General features: G+C 57.7%; 14 protein-coding genes. 10 read left to right on the forward strand and 4 right to left on the reverse strand.

Features of this window, described 5'->3' with window-relative positions:
• The first annotated feature begins 17 nt into the window (after positions 1–17).
• On the forward strand, positions 18–902 hold the full coding sequence (hslO, locus tag CWM57_RS18610) for an Hsp33 family molecular chaperone HslO (protein WP_162676854.1): 885 nt from the start codon (positions 18–20) through the stop codon (positions 900–902).
• Between the two features lie 359 nt (positions 903–1,261).
• Entirely contained in the window at positions 1,262–2,884 is a 1,623-nt protein-coding gene (gene pckA, locus CWM57_RS18615) for a phosphoenolpyruvate carboxykinase (ATP) (RefSeq protein ID WP_100676292.1), read from the forward strand.
• 77 nt (positions 2,885–2,961) lie between these two features.
• Here the strand turns inward: pckA and envZ are convergent, their stop codons facing one another.
• Both envZ and ompR read right to left on the reverse strand, forming a co-directional pair.
• Positions 2,962–4,317 carry a two-component system sensor histidine kinase EnvZ gene (gene envZ, locus CWM57_RS18620; RefSeq protein WP_008807005.1) on the reverse strand — a complete coding sequence of 452 codons (1,356 nt, stop codon included), beginning with the start codon at positions 4,315–4,317 and terminating at the stop codon, positions 2,962–2,964.
• Entirely contained in the window at positions 4,314–5,033 is a 720-nt protein-coding gene (ompR, locus tag CWM57_RS18625; RefSeq protein WP_001157751.1) for a two-component system response regulator OmpR, read from the reverse strand. The genes envZ and ompR overlap by 4 nt, the downstream gene beginning before the upstream one ends.
• Positions 5,034–5,260: 227 nt before the next feature.
• Between ompR and greB the strand changes: the two genes are divergently transcribed.
• The 5 genes from greB (at position 5,261) to feoC (ending at position 11,406) form a co-directional block, all read left to right on the forward strand.
• Entirely contained in the window at positions 5,261–5,734 is a 474-nt protein-coding gene (gene greB / locus CWM57_RS18630) for a transcription elongation factor GreB (protein ID WP_008807004.1), read from the forward strand.
• 100 nt (positions 5,735–5,834) lie between these two features.
• Positions 5,835–8,165, forward strand: coding sequence for a Tex family protein (locus CWM57_RS18635; protein ID WP_100631035.1), 2,331 nt, complete (start codon positions 5,835–5,837; stop codon positions 8,163–8,165).
• A gap of 418 nt (positions 8,166–8,583) precedes the next feature.
• Positions 8,584–8,811, forward strand: a complete 228-nt coding sequence (gene feoA / locus CWM57_RS18640; RefSeq protein ID WP_002920506.1) for a ferrous iron transporter A — start codon at positions 8,584–8,586, stop codon at positions 8,809–8,811.
• Between the two features lie 27 nt (positions 8,812–8,838).
• Positions 8,839–11,157: a Fe(2+) transporter permease subunit FeoB gene (gene feoB / locus CWM57_RS18645; RefSeq protein ID WP_100676293.1), complete on the forward strand. Its 2,319-nt coding sequence runs from the start codon at positions 8,839–8,841 to the stop codon at positions 11,155–11,157.
• 9 nt (positions 11,158–11,166) lie between these two features.
• Positions 11,167–11,406, forward strand: coding sequence for a [Fe-S]-dependent transcriptional repressor FeoC (gene feoC / locus CWM57_RS18650; protein ID WP_004202151.1), 240 nt, complete (start codon positions 11,167–11,169; stop codon positions 11,404–11,406).
• Between the two features lie 86 nt (positions 11,407–11,492).
• Here feoC and CWM57_RS18655 read toward each other — a convergent pair whose 3' ends face one another.
• Positions 11,493–11,762: a YdgH/BhsA/McbA-like domain containing protein gene (locus CWM57_RS18655; protein WP_002920510.1), complete on the reverse strand. Its 270-nt coding sequence runs from the start codon at positions 11,760–11,762 to the stop codon at positions 11,493–11,495.
• A 120-nt stretch (positions 11,763–11,882) separates the two neighbouring features.
• Entirely contained in the window at positions 11,883–12,656 is a 774-nt protein-coding gene (gene bioH / locus CWM57_RS18660) for a pimeloyl-ACP methyl ester esterase BioH (protein WP_074387054.1), read from the reverse strand.
• 39 nt (positions 12,657–12,695) lie between these two features.
• Here bioH and gntX point away from each other — a divergent pair, with 39 nt between their 5' ends.
• From gntX to gntT, 3 genes are all read left to right on the forward strand, one after another.
• Positions 12,696–13,370, forward strand: a complete 675-nt coding sequence (gntX, locus tag CWM57_RS18665; protein ID WP_074387053.1) for a DNA utilization protein GntX — start codon at positions 12,696–12,698, stop codon at positions 13,368–13,370.
• 58 nt (positions 13,371–13,428) lie between these two features.
• Complete coding sequence (gene nfuA / locus CWM57_RS18670) at positions 13,429–14,004, forward strand: Fe-S biogenesis protein NfuA (RefSeq protein WP_061153097.1); 576 nt, start codon at positions 13,429–13,431, stop codon at positions 14,002–14,004.
• A 336-nt stretch (positions 14,005–14,340) separates the two neighbouring features.
• Positions 14,341–15,657 carry a gluconate transporter gene (gene gntT, locus CWM57_RS18675; RefSeq protein ID WP_008806999.1) on the forward strand — a complete coding sequence of 439 codons (1,317 nt, stop codon included), beginning with the start codon at positions 14,341–14,343 and terminating at the stop codon, positions 15,655–15,657.
• Positions 15,658–15,672 lie beyond the last annotated feature (15 nt).

The raw sequence follows: 15,672 nt of genomic DNA on the forward strand, positions 1-15,672 counted from the left end.
TCGCGCCAGAAAGAGAGATGATTATGACTCAACACGATCAATTACATCGTTATCTGTTTGAAAACTATGCCGTACGCGGCGAGCTGGTGACGGTGTCGGAAACCCTGGAACAGATTCTGGCGAATCACACCTATCCGCAGCCGGTGAAAACGGTGCTGGCGGAACTGCTGGTCGCCACCAGCCTGCTGACCGCAACGCTGAAGTTTGCTGGCGACATTACCGTTCAGCTGCAGGGCGATGGTCCTTTACAGCTGGCGGTGATCAACGGCAATAACCAGCAGCAGCTGCGCGGCGTCGCGCGCGTGCAGGGTGATATTGCGGACGATGCAGATCTGAAAACGATGGTTGGCAACGGCTATCTGGTCATTACCATCTCCCCGAAAGAGGGTGAGCGTTATCAGGGTGTGGTCGGTCTGGAAGGCGATACGCTGGCCGCCTGCCTGGAAGATTACTTCCAGCGTTCAGAGCAGCTGCCGACACGCCTAATCATTCGCACCGGGGAACATGAAGGCCAGCCGATGGCCGGCGGGATGCTGCTGCAGGTGATGCCGGCGCAGGATGCCCAGACTGCCGACTTCGAACACCTGGCGACGCTCACCGAGACCATCAAGGCGGAAGAGCTGTTCACCCTGCCGGCGAACGATGTGCTGTGGCGTCTGTACCATGAGGAAGAGGTCACGGTCTACGAGCCTCAGAGCGTCGAATTCAAGTGCACCTGCTCTCGTGAACGCTGCGCTGGCGCGCTGAAGACTCTGCCGGATGAAGAGATAGATAGCATCCTCGCTGATGAGGGCGAGATTGATATGCACTGCGACTACTGCGGTAGCCACTATATCTTCAATGCCATGGATATTGCCGAGATCCGTAATAACGCCTCTCCGGCCGACCCGCAGGTCCATTAATCCCCGCGTCTTCCACAGGCACAGGGCGGCGATGTTGTTCATCGCGCTGTGCCTGACTTCCATTTATTCACGAGTTGAATCGATTTTCGCTGAAAGAGTTACGTAATTTTATTCCAGGAAAGCGATTACATTCACATTTCAGCAGTTTTTTTAATTACTTTTTAACCATTAATAAACATCTACCCCCAATATCCGCCCATTTCCTGAGATAATCCACTTCACTTCGTGACAGGAGTCACCGTTTTTTTCGTCATTCTGAGGAATGTCGAGATACGTAAATCTATGAGCCTGGTCGCGGTCAATACCCGGTAATAAACCCTACAATTTACAGCAGTACATCTTGGCTAAGGAGCAGTGACATGCGCGTTAATCATGGTTTAACCCCGCAGGATCTCAAGGCTTATGGTATCAATGACGTTCAGGATATCGTCCACAATCCCAGCTACGATATGTTGTTTCAGGAAGAGCTCGACCCCAGCCTGGAAGGTTACGAACGTGGCGTATTAACCAGTCTGGGTGCTATCGCCGTCGACACGGGCATTTTTACCGGTCGTTCTCCGAAAGATAAGTACCTCGTTCGCGACGACACCACCCGCGATACCGTTTGGTGGTCTGATAAAGGCAAAGGGAAAAACGACAACAAGCCGCTTTCACAGGAAACATGGCAACATCTGAAAGGACTGGTCACCCAGCAGTTGTCTGGTAAACGCCTGTTTATCGTCGACGCCTTCTGTGGCGCCAACGCCGATACCCGTCTCAGCGTGCGCTTTATTACCGAAGTGGCCTGGCAGGCGCACTTCGTTAAAAACATGTTCATCCGCCCGAGCGACGAAGAGCTGGCAGACTTCAAGCCCGACTTCATCGTGATGAACGGCGCGAAGTGCACCAACCCGCAGTGGAAAGAGCAAGGTCTGAACTCGGAAAACTTCATTGCCTTCAACCTCACCGAGCGCATCCAGCTGATCGGCGGCACATGGTACGGCGGCGAAATGAAGAAAGGGATGTTCTCGATCATGAACTACCTGCTGCCGCTGAAGGGCATCGCCTCCATGCACTGCTCAGCCAACGTCGGCGAGAAAGGCGATGTCGCCATTTTCTTCGGCCTCTCAGGCACCGGCAAAACCACCCTCTCCACCGATCCGAAACGCCGCCTGATTGGCGATGACGAACATGGCTGGGATGACGACGGCGTGTTTAACTTCGAAGGGGGCTGCTACGCCAAGACCATCAAGCTCTCTGAAGCGGCCGAGCCAGATATCTATCACGCCATCCGCCGCAATGCCCTGCTGGAAAACGTGGTGGTGCGCGCCGATGGCACGATCGATTTCGATGACGGTTCGAAGACCGAAAATACCCGCGTCTCCTACCCCATCGACCATATCGACAACATTGTTAAACCGGTTTCCAAAGCCGGCCATGCCACCAAAGTGATCTTCCTGACAGCCGATGCGTTCGGCGTACTGCCGCCGGTCTCCCGCCTGACCGCCGATCAGACGCAGTACCATTTCCTGTCCGGATTTACCGCCAAGCTAGCCGGTACCGAGCGCGGTGTGACCGAGCCCACGCCAACCTTCTCCGCCTGCTTTGGCGCAGCCTTCCTGTCGCTGCACCCGACGCAATACGCCGAAGTGCTGGTCAAACGCATGCAGGCGGCTGGCGCGCAGGCTTATCTGGTCAATACCGGCTGGAACGGCACCGGCAAGCGCATCTCGATTAAAGATACCCGCGCCATCATCGACGCCATCCTCAATGGCTCGCTGGACAACGCGGAGACCTTTACCCTGCCGATGTTTAACCTGCAGATCCCAACGGCGCTCCCGGGCGTGGATACCCAGATCCTCGATCCGCGCAGCACCTATGGTTCCCCGGAGCAATGGCAGGAAAAAGCCGACCAGCTGGCGAAGCTGTTCATTGAGAACTTTGAGAAATATACCGATACGCCAGCGGGTGCCGCGCTGGTCGCGGCAGGACCGCAGCGCTAACGGGCGCAGAGGTGAAAAAGCCGGGCTTGCCCGGCTTTTTGTTGTGCAACGTCCTGATTGGCCAACCTCGGCCGCACTCAGCTCTCTTTGGTGGGTTTCATCGGCGCCAGCATCCGGTGCACCGGCAGCCAGGCGCGGATCAGTAATCCGCCGCGTTCGCTGGAGCCAATCTCCAGCCGGCCATTATGATTGTCGATAATACGCTGAACAATCGCCAGCCCCAGCCCGGTGCCGCTGGTACTGCGGGCGCTATCGCCGCGCACAAACGGCTGGAACAGATGTTCGCGCTGCTCAGGTTTGATCCCCGGCCCGTCATCTTCCACCTGGAACCAGGCCCGGCTCGCTTCGCTGCCGCTGCTGACCTTGATCCAGCCATTGCCATAGCGAGCCGCATTCACCACCATATTCGCCAGCGCGCGCTTGATAGAAAGCGGGTGCATGCGTACCGGGATTTCACCAGCCTGCAGGGCGGTGGCGATCTCACGTTCATAGCCGCTCTCTGCAGCGATCACTTCGCCCAGCACGGCATTGAGGTCCGCCAGCTCCATCGGCATCTCCTGCCCGGTGCGCAGATAGTCGATAAACTGCTCGATGATGGCGTTGCACTCTTCGATATCTTTGTTGATCGACTCCGCGAGATAGCCGTCCTGCTCGCCCATCATCTCGGTGGCCAGACGAATGCGCGTCAGCGGAGTACGTAAATCGTGGCTGACCCCGGCCATCAGCAGCGTACGGTCGTCAGCCAGCTGCTTCACACCCGCGGCCATATGGTTAAAGGCGCGGGTCACAGAGCGCACCTCAGAGGCGCCGTACTCACGCAGCGGCGGCGGGATAATACCGCGCCCGACCTGCAGCGCCGCGTGTTCGAGATCTACCAGCGGACGGTTCTGAATACGGATAAACAGCCAGGCGCCGCCTATCGCCAACAGCATGATCGCCAGGGTATAGCGGAACAGCGGCGAGAAGTCGCCCTGATGGATCTCGGTCAGCGGTACCCGCACCCAGATATTGGGCGACAGCCAGGTCTTCAGCCACACCACGGGGGAGCTTTTATTGACCTCCACCCGCACCTCAGTGGGGCCGCCGAGCTGATGCGCCATCTGCTGGCTTAAGAATTCATAATGCTGCGCCCAGCGCAGGCCTGCGTCTTCCGCCGCTTCATTGGAATAGAGCGAAATCCCCAGCTCACGATAAATTTCACGACGGAACGCCGGGGGCACCACCAGCTGGGTGCCATCCTCCAGTTGCAGTTTGTCGGTCATCAGCATACGCACTTCGTAGGCCAACACTTTATTAAACTGCTGGAGACTCGGCAGGATCGCGAAATTCAGTACCACCAGATAGGTCGTCACCAGGCTGACGAACAGCAAGGTGACGATCAGGAGCAGCGTGCGAGCAAAGGAGCTGCGCGGCGAAAAGCGCACGCGTTTCATGCCTTAGAGCCGTCCGGGACGAAGACGTAGCCCAGACCCCAGACGGTCTGGATATAGCGCGGATGCGCCGGGTCCTCTTCCACCATGCGGCGCAGGCGGGAGATCTGTACGTCGATGGAGCGCTCCATCGCTGAATATTCACGCCCACGGGCGAGGTTCATCAGCTTATCGCGCGACAGCGGTTCGCGAGGATGGCTGACCAATGCTTTCAGGACCGCGAATTCACCACTGGTCAATGGCATCGGCTCGTCTTCACGGAACATCTCGCGGGTGCCCAGGTTCAGCTTGAATTTACCAAAGGCGATAACCGCCTCTTCCTGCGATGGCGCGCCCGGCAGTTCGTTCGCCTGACGGCGCAGTACCGCCCGGATGCGGGCCAGCAGTTCACGCGGGTTGAACGGCTTTGGAATGTAGTCGTCGGCACCGATCTCCAGGCCAACGATCCGATCGACCTCTTCACCTTTCGCCGTCACCATAATGATCGGCATCGGGTTGCTCTGACTGCGCAGACGGCGGCAAATCGAGAGACCATCTTCCCCAGGCAGCATCAGATCCAGCACCATCAGGTGGAAGGATTCACGGGTTAACAGACGATCCATCTGTTCGGCGTTCGCCACGCTACGAACCTGGAAGCCCTGCTCGGTCAGATAACGTTCGAGCAGCGCACGCAGGCGCATGTCGTCATCCACAACCAGAATCTTATAATTCTCTTGCATTGTTTGTACTCCCAAAGGTTCACTGCAATAGTCAGTGCGTATTCTCAAAAAAGCCCGGCGCGCTCACCAGCTAAATCTGGTATACATTCCAGGCTAAATTGTTACAAAGCATATTTAACAGCAGGTTAAGTATACATTTAATCATAAGACACAGTATTTATCCTGTCGGTATTATTACGCGCTACAAATTGTGCGCAACGACAGACTGTCAGAAGGTTGAACTCACGATGAAAACGCCGCTGATCACCCGCGAGGGATATGAAAAACTGAAGCAGGAAATGGACTACCTGTGGCGCCAGGAGCGCCCGGAAGTGACCAAAAAGGTGACCTGGGCCGCCAGCCTTGGCGACCGCAGCGAGAACGCGGACTACCAGTACAACAAAAAGCGCCTGCGGGAGATCGACCGCCGGGTCCGCTATCTGACCAAATGTCTGGAGCAGTTAAAGATAGTCGATTATTCCCCGCAGCAGGAAGGCAAAGTCTTCTTCGGCGCCTGGGTAGAGATCGAAAACGACGAGGGTGACACCAAACGCTTTCGCATCGTCGGCTACGATGAGATTTTTGGCCGCAAAGACTACATCTCCATCGACTCGCCAATGGCGCGCGCCTTATTGAAAAAAGAGGTCGGCGATCTGGCTATCGTGAACACGCCGGCGGGCGAAGCCAGCTGGTATGTCAACGAGATCGAATACGTAAAATAGACAAGAACTTTCCGAGAGACACCGGGCGCGGCTGGCATTTTCAGCCGTCAGTCCGTATAACTAGTCCCTGATTTTTGACCCTAAAGATGAATTAAAAGCCATGATGAATGATTCGCTCTGCCGCATTATTGCGGGTGAACTTCAGGCCAGAGCCGAACAGGTAGAAGCTGCCGTTCGCCTGCTTGATGAAGGGAACACCGTGCCGTTTATTGCACGTTATCGTAAAGAAGTCACCGGCGGTCTGGATGACACGCAGCTGCGTAATCTGGAAACCCGCCTCGGCTATCTGCGCGAACTCGAAGACCGTCGTCAGGCGATCCTCAAATCCATCGGTGAACAGGGCAAACTGACCGACGCGCTGGAAAAAGCCATCACCACCACGCTCAGCAAAACTGAACTGGAAGACCTCTACCTGCCATACAAGCCGAAGCGTCGTACCCGCGGACAGATCGCCATCGAAGCCGGGCTGGAGCCGCTGGCTGAGCTGCTGTGGAACGAACCGGCCCACGAGCCGGAAGCGGAGGCGGCAAAATACATCAACGCTGACAACGGCATCGCCGACAGCAAAGCGGCGCTGGACGGCGCGCGCTATATTCTGATGGAGCGGTTTGCCGAAGACGCCGCGCTGCTGGCTAAGGTCCGTGACTATCTGTGGAAAAACGCGCACCTGGTTTCCACCGTCGTTAGCGGCAAAGAAGAGGAAGGCGCCAAATTCCGCGACTACTTCGATCACCATGAACCGATCGCCACCGTGCCATCGCACCGCGCGCTGGCGATGTTCCGCGGTCGCAACGAAGGCGTGCTGCAGCTCTCTTTAAACGCCGATCCGCAGTTTGACGAGCCGCCGAAAGAGAGCCACGGCGAGCAAATTATTATCGACCACCTTGGCCTGCGCCTGAACAACGCCCCGGCGGACAGCTGGCGTAAAGGAGTCGTCAGCTGGACCTGGCGCATCAAAGTCCTGATGCATCTCGAAACCGAGCTGATGGGCACCGTGCGCGAACGCGCGGAGGACGAAGCCATCAATGTCTTCGCCCGTAACCTGCACGACCTGCTGATGGCGGCGCCCGCCGGGCTACGCGCCACCATGGGGCTCGATCCAGGCCTGCGCACCGGCGTTAAAGTCGCCGTCGTTGACGGTACCGGCAAGCTGGTGGCTACCGATACCATCTACCCGCATACCGGGCAGGCCGCTAAAGCGGCGGTGGCGGTTGCCGCGCTGTGTGAAAAGTACAACGTTGAGCTGGTGGCTATCGGCAACGGTACCGCGTCGCGTGAAACCGAGCGTTTCTTCCTCGACGTGCAGAAACAGTTCCCGAAAGTCACCGCCCAGAAGGTGATTGTCAGCGAAGCGGGCGCTTCCGTTTACTCCGCCTCCGAACTGGCGGCGCTGGAGTTCCCGGACCTCGACGTGTCGCTGCGTGGCGCGGTCTCCATCGCCCGTCGTCTGCAGGATCCTCTGGCCGAGCTGGTGAAAATCGACCCGAAATCGATTGGCGTCGGCCAGTATCAGCACGATGTTAGCCAGACCCAGCTGGCGCGTAAGCTGGACGCGGTGGTAGAAGACTGCGTGAACGCCGTCGGCGTTGACCTGAATACCGCCTCCGTTCCGCTGCTGACTCGCGTCGCCGGCCTGACCCGCATGATGGCGCAGAATATCGTCACCTGGCGCGACGAGAACGGCCAGTTCCAGAATCGCCAGCAGTTGCTGAAAGTCAGCCGTCTGGGGCCGAAAGCCTTTGAACAGTGTGCGGGCTTCCTGCGTATCAACCATGGCGATAACCCGCTGGACGCCTCCACCGTGCACCCGGAAGCCTATCCGGTGGTCGAACGCATTCTGGCCGCCACCCAGCAGGCGCTGAAAGATCTGATGGGCAACAGCAGCGAACTGCGTCATCTGAAGGCCGCGGATTTCACCGATGAGAAGTTCGGTGTTCCGACCGTCACCGACATTATCAAAGAGCTGGAAAAACCGGGCCGCGATCCGCGTCCGGAGTTTAAGACGGCGAAATTCGCTGATGGTGTAGAGACCATGAACGATCTGCTGCCGGGGATGATCCTGGAAGGCGCCGTCACCAACGTCACCAACTTCGGCGCGTTTGTCGATATCGGTGTCCATCAGGACGGACTGGTTCACATTTCGTCGCTTTCTGACCGGTTTGTTGAAGATCCACACACCGTGGTCAAAGCGGGCGACATCGTGAAGGTGAAGGTCATGGAAGTCGATCTGCCACGTAAACGTATCGCCCTGACCATGCGTCTCGACGAGCAGCCAGGCGACAGCAACGTCCGCCGCGGCGGCGGTCAGGATCGCCCGCAGGGTAACCGCCCGGCCGCGAAAGCCGCCAAACCCCGCGGTCGCGAGGCACAGCCTGCCGGTAACAGCGCGATGATGGATGCCCTGGCCGCGGCAATGGGTAAAAAACGCTAATCTCTCCCTGCCCCTGTTCAGGGGCAGTTTTTATTTTTCATACCCTGGCGATACGACCGCCATTACGCGCAAAACGGGTTCAGTCATTTCTGATAGCCTGCATTAATTCCGTCCAGGAAAGACAGCGAAATTATTATTTTCATTTCGTTAACTTAAGAAACCTTAATTAAACATTAAACCGACGAAATAATATTTCGCGCATTTTTGATTACAGCCGGACTTTGCGTCATATCAAAAAAAAGGTGATTTTCGCAATAAAAATAGCGTTTAGCGCATCATATGTATTGATGATAAAAACCATTCTCATTATCATCATTTTCAGTACGCTTTTTCCTTTTTCGTTGGCTACGGTCCCCGGCGCGGTTGTCCCAGACGCCCGGTCAATTCTTCTTCGGTTAGCGATACACAAGTAGGCCCTATGCAATTCACACCTGATAGTGCGTGGAAAATTACCGGATTCTCCCGCGATATTAGCCCAGCATACCGTCAGAAATTGCTTTCCCTCGGCATGCTGCCCGGTTCCTCTTTTCATGTGGTTCGCGTAGCGCCGCTCGGCGATCCTGTTCATATTGAAACCCGACGCGTCAGTCTGGTATTACGCAAAAAAGATCTCGCCTTAATCGAACTGGAAGCGGTTGCACAATAACGGCTGGCCGGCACAAGAGTGTGAAATATGAAAAAATTAACCGTTGGTTTAATTGGTAATCCTAATTCCGGCAAGACCACCTTATTTAATCAGCTGACCGGCGCCCGCCAGCGCGTAGGCAACTGGGCCGGGGTCACCGTTGAGCGTAAAGAGGGGGTTTTCGCCACCACTGACCACCAGGTCACGCTGGTCGACCTCCCGGGGACCTACTCCCTGACCACTATCTCCTCACAGACCTCGCTGGACGAGCAGATTGCCTGCCACTACATCCTGAGCGGCGACGCCGACGTGCTGATTAACGTGGTCGATGCCTCCAACCTCGAGCGAAACCTCTATCTGACGCTGCAGCTGCTTGAGCTGGGGATCCCCTGCGTCGTCGCGCTGAACATGCTGGATATCGCCGAAAAGCAACAGGTGCGAATTGATATCGACGCCCTCGCCGCCCGTCTCGGCTGTCCGGTCATTCCGCTGGTCTCGACCCGCGGACGTGGGATCGAAGCGCTGAAGATTGCCCTCGACCGTCATCAGGCGAACAGCGATATTGAGCTGGTTCACTATCCGCAGCCGTTGCTGCGCGAAGCTGACCTGCTGGCGCAGCAAATGTCAGCGCAGATCCCGACCCGGCAGCGGCGCTGGCTGGGTCTGCAGATGCTGGAGGGCGATATCTACAGCCGGGCCTATGCCGGCGACGCCGCCGATAAACTGGATATTGCTCTGGCGAATCTCAGCGACGAGATCGACGACCCGGCGTTGCATATCGCAGACGCGCGCTATCAGACCATCGCCGCCGTTTGCGACGCCGTCAGCAACACCCTGACCGCCGAGCCAAGCCGCTTCACCGCGGCAATGGACAAAGTGATCCTTAACCGCTTCCTCGGGTTGCCGATTTTTCTCTTTGTCATGTACCTGATGTTCCTGCTGGCGATCAACATCGGCGGCGCGCTGCAGCCGATTTTCGATGCCGGCTCAGTCGCGGTCTTTATTCACGGTATTCAATGGCTGGGCTACACCCTGCACTTCCCGGACTGGCTGACCGTCTTCCTCGCCCAGGGGATCGGCGGCGGTATCAACACCGTGCTGCCGCTGGTGCCGCAGATCGGCATGATGTATCTGTTCCTCTCCTTCCTTGAGGACTCCGGCTACATGGCGCGCGCCGCCTTTGTGATGGACCGCCTGATGCAAGCCCTCGGCCTGCCGGGGAAATCCTTTGTCCCGTTGATTGTCGGTTTCGGCTGCAACGTGCCGTCGGTGATGGGCGCCCGCACCCTTGACGCGCCGCGCGAGCGTCTGATGACCATTATGATGGCGCCGTTTATGTCCTGCGGCGCGCGGCTGGCGATCTTCGCTGTCTTCGCGGCCGCGTTCTTTGGTCAGAACGGTGCGCTGGCGGTCTTCTCACTCTACGTGCTGGGCATTGTGATGGCCATTCTCACCGGCCTGATGCTAAAGCACACCATTATGCGCGGTGAAGCCTCGCCGTTCGTGATGGAGCTGCCGGTGTACCACGTCCCGCACATCAAGAGCCTGATTATCCAGACCTGGCAGCGCCTGAAAGGCTTTGTGCTGCGCGCCGGGAAGGTGATCGTCATTGTCAGCATTTTCCTCAGCGCGCTGAACAGCTTCTCGCTGAGCGGTAAGGTCGTCGACAACATCAACGACTCCGCGCTGGCCTCGGTGAGCCGGGTCATTACGCCGGTATTTAAACCGATCGGCGTGCATGAAGATAACTGGCAGGCCACCGTCGGCCTGTTTACCGGCGCGATGGCGAAGGAGGTGGTGGTCGGTACGCTGAACACGCTCTATACCGCCGAAGATATCCAGAATGAGGAATTCAATCCGCAGACCTTCAGCCTCGGCGAAGAACTGCTCGCCGCCGTCGACGAGACATGGCAGGGACTGAAAGACACCTTCAGCCTCAGCGTCCTGGCCAACCCCATCGAAGCCAGCAAAGGCGATGGCGAAATGGCCACCGGCGCCATGGGCGTGATGGGCAGTAAATTTGGCAGCGCGGCGGCGGCATACAGCTACCTGATCTTCGTCCTGCTCTATATCCCCTGCATCTCGGTGATGGGCGCCATCGCCCGCGAATCGAGCCGTGGCTGGATGACCTTCTCCATCCTGTGGGGGCTGAATATCGCCTATTCGCTCTCGACGCTCTACTACCAGACCGTCAGCTTTAGCGACCACCCGCGCTACAGCCTGGTGTGTATCCTGGCGGTGGTGTTGTTCAACGTGGTGCTCTTCGGCCTGCTGCGCCGGGCGCGCAGCCGGGTGGATGTCTCGCTGCTGGCCACCCGAAAAACGCCGGCCTCCTGCTGTTCCAGCCCGGCTGGCGATTGCCACTAAGGAGGGTCTGTGGCGTCGTTAATGGAAGTCCGCGATATGCTGGCCCTGCAGGGCCGCATGGAGGCGAAACAGCTCAGCGCCCGCCTGCGGACGCCTCAGCCGCTGATTGACGCGATGCTGGAACGGATGGAAGCCATGGGTAAGGTGGTACGGATCAGCGAAACGAGCGAGGGCTGTCTCTCAGGCAGCTGTAAAAGCTGTCCTGAAGGGAAAGCGGCGTGCCAGCAGGAGTGGTGGGCGCTGCGATGAAAGGAGTCATGCCAGGTCGTGCAACAAGGTAAATGAGTGAGACATCAGTGAAAAACGGGCCAGCAGGCCCGTTTTTTATGACTGGATTATTTATAAACGTCAGCGTTAGCGTGAACGGTTTTTTCGTTTTTCTGCCCGGCAATCACCACAAAGTATTTCCCACCCAGCTCATCCGCTTTTTTAGACAGATCGCGTCGAGCGTCCATCGGTGACGTCGTCCTGGAGGTCGTGATGCTGCCGACCTTGGTCAAATTCATCTTCGCCACGTCTTCTTTTTGGATCTCTTTCGCAGCGAATGCGCCAAACGACAGGGTGCCAATCACCAGAGATGCAACCATTCCTGTAACAAGTTTCATAGCCTCTACTCTCCATAAGGTTGTTATTGTAGGTCACGGTGGCGGAATGAAATAATCAACCACCGTAACAACCTAAGTATTGCTAGGAATGGCCCTTTTACCATGGCACGGCAAAAAAAATTACCCCAGCCGCTTTTTCAACGCCAGCAGCGGCTCGCAGAAGGCCGCGGGATGAGAAACAAACGGCGCATGCGCTGCCTTATCAAAGAGGATCGACTCGCTTTCCGGCCACAGCTTATCCAGCAGCGGAACAATCTTGCGCGGCACCAGTCCGTCCAGCCGACCATACAGCCGCAGCAACGGCATCGGCAGCCCGACCAGCGCCTGGCGCAGATCGACCGTTCTGAGGATCTCCAGTCCGCCGTTCAACGCCTCGGCGGAAGGCATCGGCAGCGAGAGCACCGCCTGCTTTAACGCCCGCGCATCCTGACGCGCGCTCTCTGTGCCCATGGTTTGCAGAGCGAGGAATCGCTCGACGGTGCGCTGGAAATCTTCGCTCAGCTGCTGCTGAAACCCGGCCAGCACCTCGGGCTTGATGCCGGGCCAGTCGTCACGGGCCGCGAAACAGGGGGAAGACGCGACCGTCACCAGCGCCTGCACGCGTTCCGGGTGCATCATCGCCACCTGGCTTGCCACCAGCCCGCCCAGGCTCCAGCCCAGCCACACCGCCTGAGGAGGAGCCTGCTCCAGCACCCGCTGCGCCATCGCCTCGAGCGACATCGCCCCATATCCGCCGCTGCGGCCATAGCCCGGCAGGTCCACCAGGTGGAGGGTAAAATGCGAAGCCAGCTGCGGCGTGATGCAATCCCATACCTGAGCGTTCAGCCCCCAGCCGTGCAGCAGCACAAGATGACAATCACCTTCGCCGATTGTTTGCCACCAGATGTCGTTCATCCGTTACCGTTCTCTTTTTTACTGGACAGAAGGCCAAATATGCTAACAGCACACAGCTTATGCTGGCTATGCCAAATGCCGCTGGCGCTCGCCCACTGGGGGTTCTGCTCTCGTTGCAGCCGCGCCCTGCTCGCCTGCCCCCCGCTCTGCCCGCAGTGTGGCCTGCCGGCGGCGACATCCCATCACCCCTGCGGCCGCTGCCTGCAAAAGCCGCCTCCCTGGCATCGGCTGGTGGCGGTCAACGACTATCGCCCACCGCTGAGCGGTCTGGTCCAGCAGTTGAAGTTTCACCATCGTCCGGAGCTGGGGCCCGCCCTGGCGCGTCTGCTGCAGCTGCGCCTTAAGCAGCGGCACGATTTGCCGCCGGTGGACGGTATGGTCGGCGTACCGCTGTGGCGCCGTCGTCGCTGGCATCGAGGTTATAATCAGTGCGACGAGCTGTGCCGGCCGCTAGCCCGCTGGCGAGGATGTTTTTGGCATCGCGATGGTCTGACGCGCCAGCGAGCCGGCGCCGTTCAGCATTCGCTTAATGCCCGTTTGCGCAGGCAGAACCTGAAAAATGCCTTTCAGCTTGAATTTGCCGTGCAGGGACTCCATATCGCTATCGTGGATGATGTCGTCACGACCGGCAGCACCGTCGCCGAGATATCCCGCCTGCTTTTGCGAAACGGCGCCGCGACGGTTCAGGTATGGTGTTTGTGCCGTACCTTGTAGACCCCCGCTGATGGGCGTATTATAACCCAGTAAAATAGTCAACTATTAGGCCAACGCTATGATCCGTATTTCCGATGCTGCACAAGCGCACTTTGCCAAACTGCTGGCAAATCAGGAAGAAGGGACGCAAATTCGCGTATTTGTGATTAATCCCGGCACCCCAAACGCTGAGTGCGGCGTATCTTACTGCCCACCGGATGCGGTGGAAGACACCGACACGGCGCTGAAATTTGAACAGCTGACCGCCTATGTCGATGAACTCAGCGCGCCGTATCTGGATGACGCTGAAATCGATTTCGTCACTGACCAGCTTGGCTCTCAGCTGACGCTGAAAGCGCCGAACGCTAAAATGCGTAAAGTCTCTGACGATGCCCCGCTGATGGAGCGCGTCGAATACCTGCTGCAGTCGCAGATTAACCCGCAGCTGGCGGGCCACGGCGGCCGCGTGTCGCTGATGGAAATCACCGACGACGGTCTGGCTATTCTGCAGTTCGGCGGCGGATGCAACGGCTGCTCGATGGTCGACGTGACCCTGAAAGAAGGCATTGAGAAACAGCTGCTGAATGAGTTTCCGGAGCTGAAAGGGGTTCGCGATTTGACCGAGCATCAGCGCGGCGAGCACTCCTACTACTAAGTTTTCTCTCCGGCGGCAACCTGCCGCCGGCTCTCCCTGGTCCTTTCTGTGTTACCGCGCAACATCTCCCGCTAAATGCCCGGCAAAAACCGGGGAAAGAGTATGACTTAAGTCTCATATTTAACATTTTCCCCCGTCAGGTGATTCTCAACCCTCACATGTTACCCGTATCATCCCCTTCAGGCACCACCGGCAAAAAAATAGCCAGCTATCCTTTCTCTGGGTAAGGATAATGCAAGTGTTTACGGTGCCAGACTATTTTGCTCCCTGATGGAGCAGATGTCTTACAGGTTGAAACTTTGACGTTACCCATAACAAATTAAGGCCAGGTAAATCATGCCATTAATCATCGTTGCTATCGGGGTTGCCCTGTTATTGCTGTTAATGATCCGTTTCAAAATGAACGGCTTCATTGCGCTGGTTCTGGTGGCGCTCGCCGTCGGATTAATGCAGGGTATGCCGCTGGATAAAGTGATCGTCTCCATCAAGAACGGCGTTGGCGGCACCCTCGGCAGCCTCGCGCTGATCATGGGCTTCGGCGCTATGCTCGGTAAACTGCTGGCAGACTGCGGCGGCGCCCAGCGTATCGCCACCACCCTTATCAATAAGTTCGGTAAGAAGCATATTCAGTGGGCTGTTGTGCTGACCGGCTTCACCGTCGGCTTCGCGCTGTTCTATGAAGTGGGCTTCGTGCTGATGCTGCCGCTGGTGTTTACCATCGCCGCCTCGGCCCGCATCCCGCTGCTGTACGTCGGTGTCCCGATGGCTGCCGCGCTCTCCGTCACCCACGGCTTCCTGCCGCCGCACCCGGGTCCGACCGCGATTGCCACCATCTTCCATGCCGATATGGGCAAAACGCTGCTCTACGGTACCATTCTGGCTATCCCGACGGTTATCCTGGCAGGGCCGGTGTTTGCGCGCTTCCTGAAAGGCATTGATAAGCCGATCCCGGAAGGCCTGCATAACCCGAAAGTATTCACTGAAGAAGAGATGCCTGGCTTTGGCGTCAGCGTCTGGACCTCGCTGGTACCGGTGATCCTGATGGCGATGCGCGCCGTGGCCGAGATGATCCTGCCGAAGGGCCACGCCTTCCTGCCGATTGCTGAGTTCTTCGGCGACCCGGTGATGGCCACCCTGATTGCGGTACTGATCGCCCTGTTCACCTTCGGTTTGAACCGCGGCCGCTCCATGGAGCAGATCAACGATACCCTGACTTCTTCTATTAAAATCATCGCGATGATGCTGTTGATCATCGGCGGCGGCGGCGCCTTCAAACAGGTGCTGGTGGATAGCGGCATGGATAAATACATCGCCTCTATCATGCACGAATCGAACATGTCTCCGCTGTTTATGGCGTGGTCTATCGCCGCAGTACTGCGTATCGCGCTGGGTTCAGCGACCGTTGCCGCCATCACCGCGGGCGGGATTGCCGCGCCGCTGATCGCCACCACCGGCGTCAGCCCGGAACTGATGGTTATCGCCGTTGGCTCCGGCAGCGTTATCTTCTCTCACGTCAACGATCCGGGCTTCTGGCTGTTCAAAGAGTACTTTAACCTGACCATCGGCGAGACCATCAGGTCCTGGTCGGTGCTGGAAACCATTATCTCCGTGTGCGGCCTGGTAGGCTGTCTGCTGCTGGGGATGGTGGTGTAAGGTAACTCCCGCCAT

It is taken from the genome of Klebsiella sp. G-Nf4, from assembly GCF_002810615.1.
GTDB classification, from domain to species: domain Bacteria; phylum Pseudomonadota; class Gammaproteobacteria; order Enterobacterales; family Enterobacteriaceae; genus Klebsiella; species Klebsiella variicola.

What these genes read in the sequence shown, in the direction of transcription:
- hslO (WP_162676854.1), top strand. Translation starts at nt 18, where the DNA reads ATGATTATGACTCAACACGATCAATTACATCGTTATCTGTTTGAAAAC.
- pckA (WP_100676292.1), top strand. Translation starts at nt 1,262, where the DNA reads ATGCGCGTTAATCATGGTTTAACCCCGCAGGATCTCAAGGCTTATGGT.
- envZ (WP_008807005.1), bottom strand. Translation starts at nt 4,317, where the DNA reads ATGAAACGCGTGCGCTTTTCGCCGCGCAGCTCCTTTGCTCGCACGCTG.
- ompR (WP_001157751.1), bottom strand. Translation starts at nt 5,033, where the DNA reads ATGCAAGAGAATTATAAGATTCTGGTTGTGGATGACGACATGCGCCTG.
- greB (WP_008807004.1), top strand. Translation starts at nt 5,261, where the DNA reads ATGAAAACGCCGCTGATCACCCGCGAGGGATATGAAAAACTGAAGCAG.
- CWM57_RS18635 (WP_100631035.1), top strand. Translation starts at nt 5,835, where the DNA reads ATGATGAATGATTCGCTCTGCCGCATTATTGCGGGTGAACTTCAGGCC.
- feoA (WP_002920506.1), top strand. Translation starts at nt 8,584, where the DNA reads ATGCAATTCACACCTGATAGTGCGTGGAAAATTACCGGATTCTCCCGC.
- feoB (WP_100676293.1), top strand. Translation starts at nt 8,839, where the DNA reads ATGAAAAAATTAACCGTTGGTTTAATTGGTAATCCTAATTCCGGCAAG.
- CWM57_RS18655 (WP_002920510.1), bottom strand. Translation starts at nt 11,762, where the DNA reads ATGAAACTTGTTACAGGAATGGTTGCATCTCTGGTGATTGGCACCCTG.
- bioH (WP_074387054.1), bottom strand. Translation starts at nt 12,656, where the DNA reads ATGAACGACATCTGGTGGCAAACAATCGGCGAAGGTGATTGTCATCTT.
- gntX (WP_074387053.1), top strand. Translation starts at nt 12,696, where the DNA reads ATGCTAACAGCACACAGCTTATGCTGGCTATGCCAAATGCCGCTGGCG.
- nfuA (WP_061153097.1), top strand. Translation starts at nt 13,429, where the DNA reads ATGATCCGTATTTCCGATGCTGCACAAGCGCACTTTGCCAAACTGCTG.
- gntT (WP_008806999.1), top strand. Translation starts at nt 14,341, where the DNA reads ATGCCATTAATCATCGTTGCTATCGGGGTTGCCCTGTTATTGCTGTTA.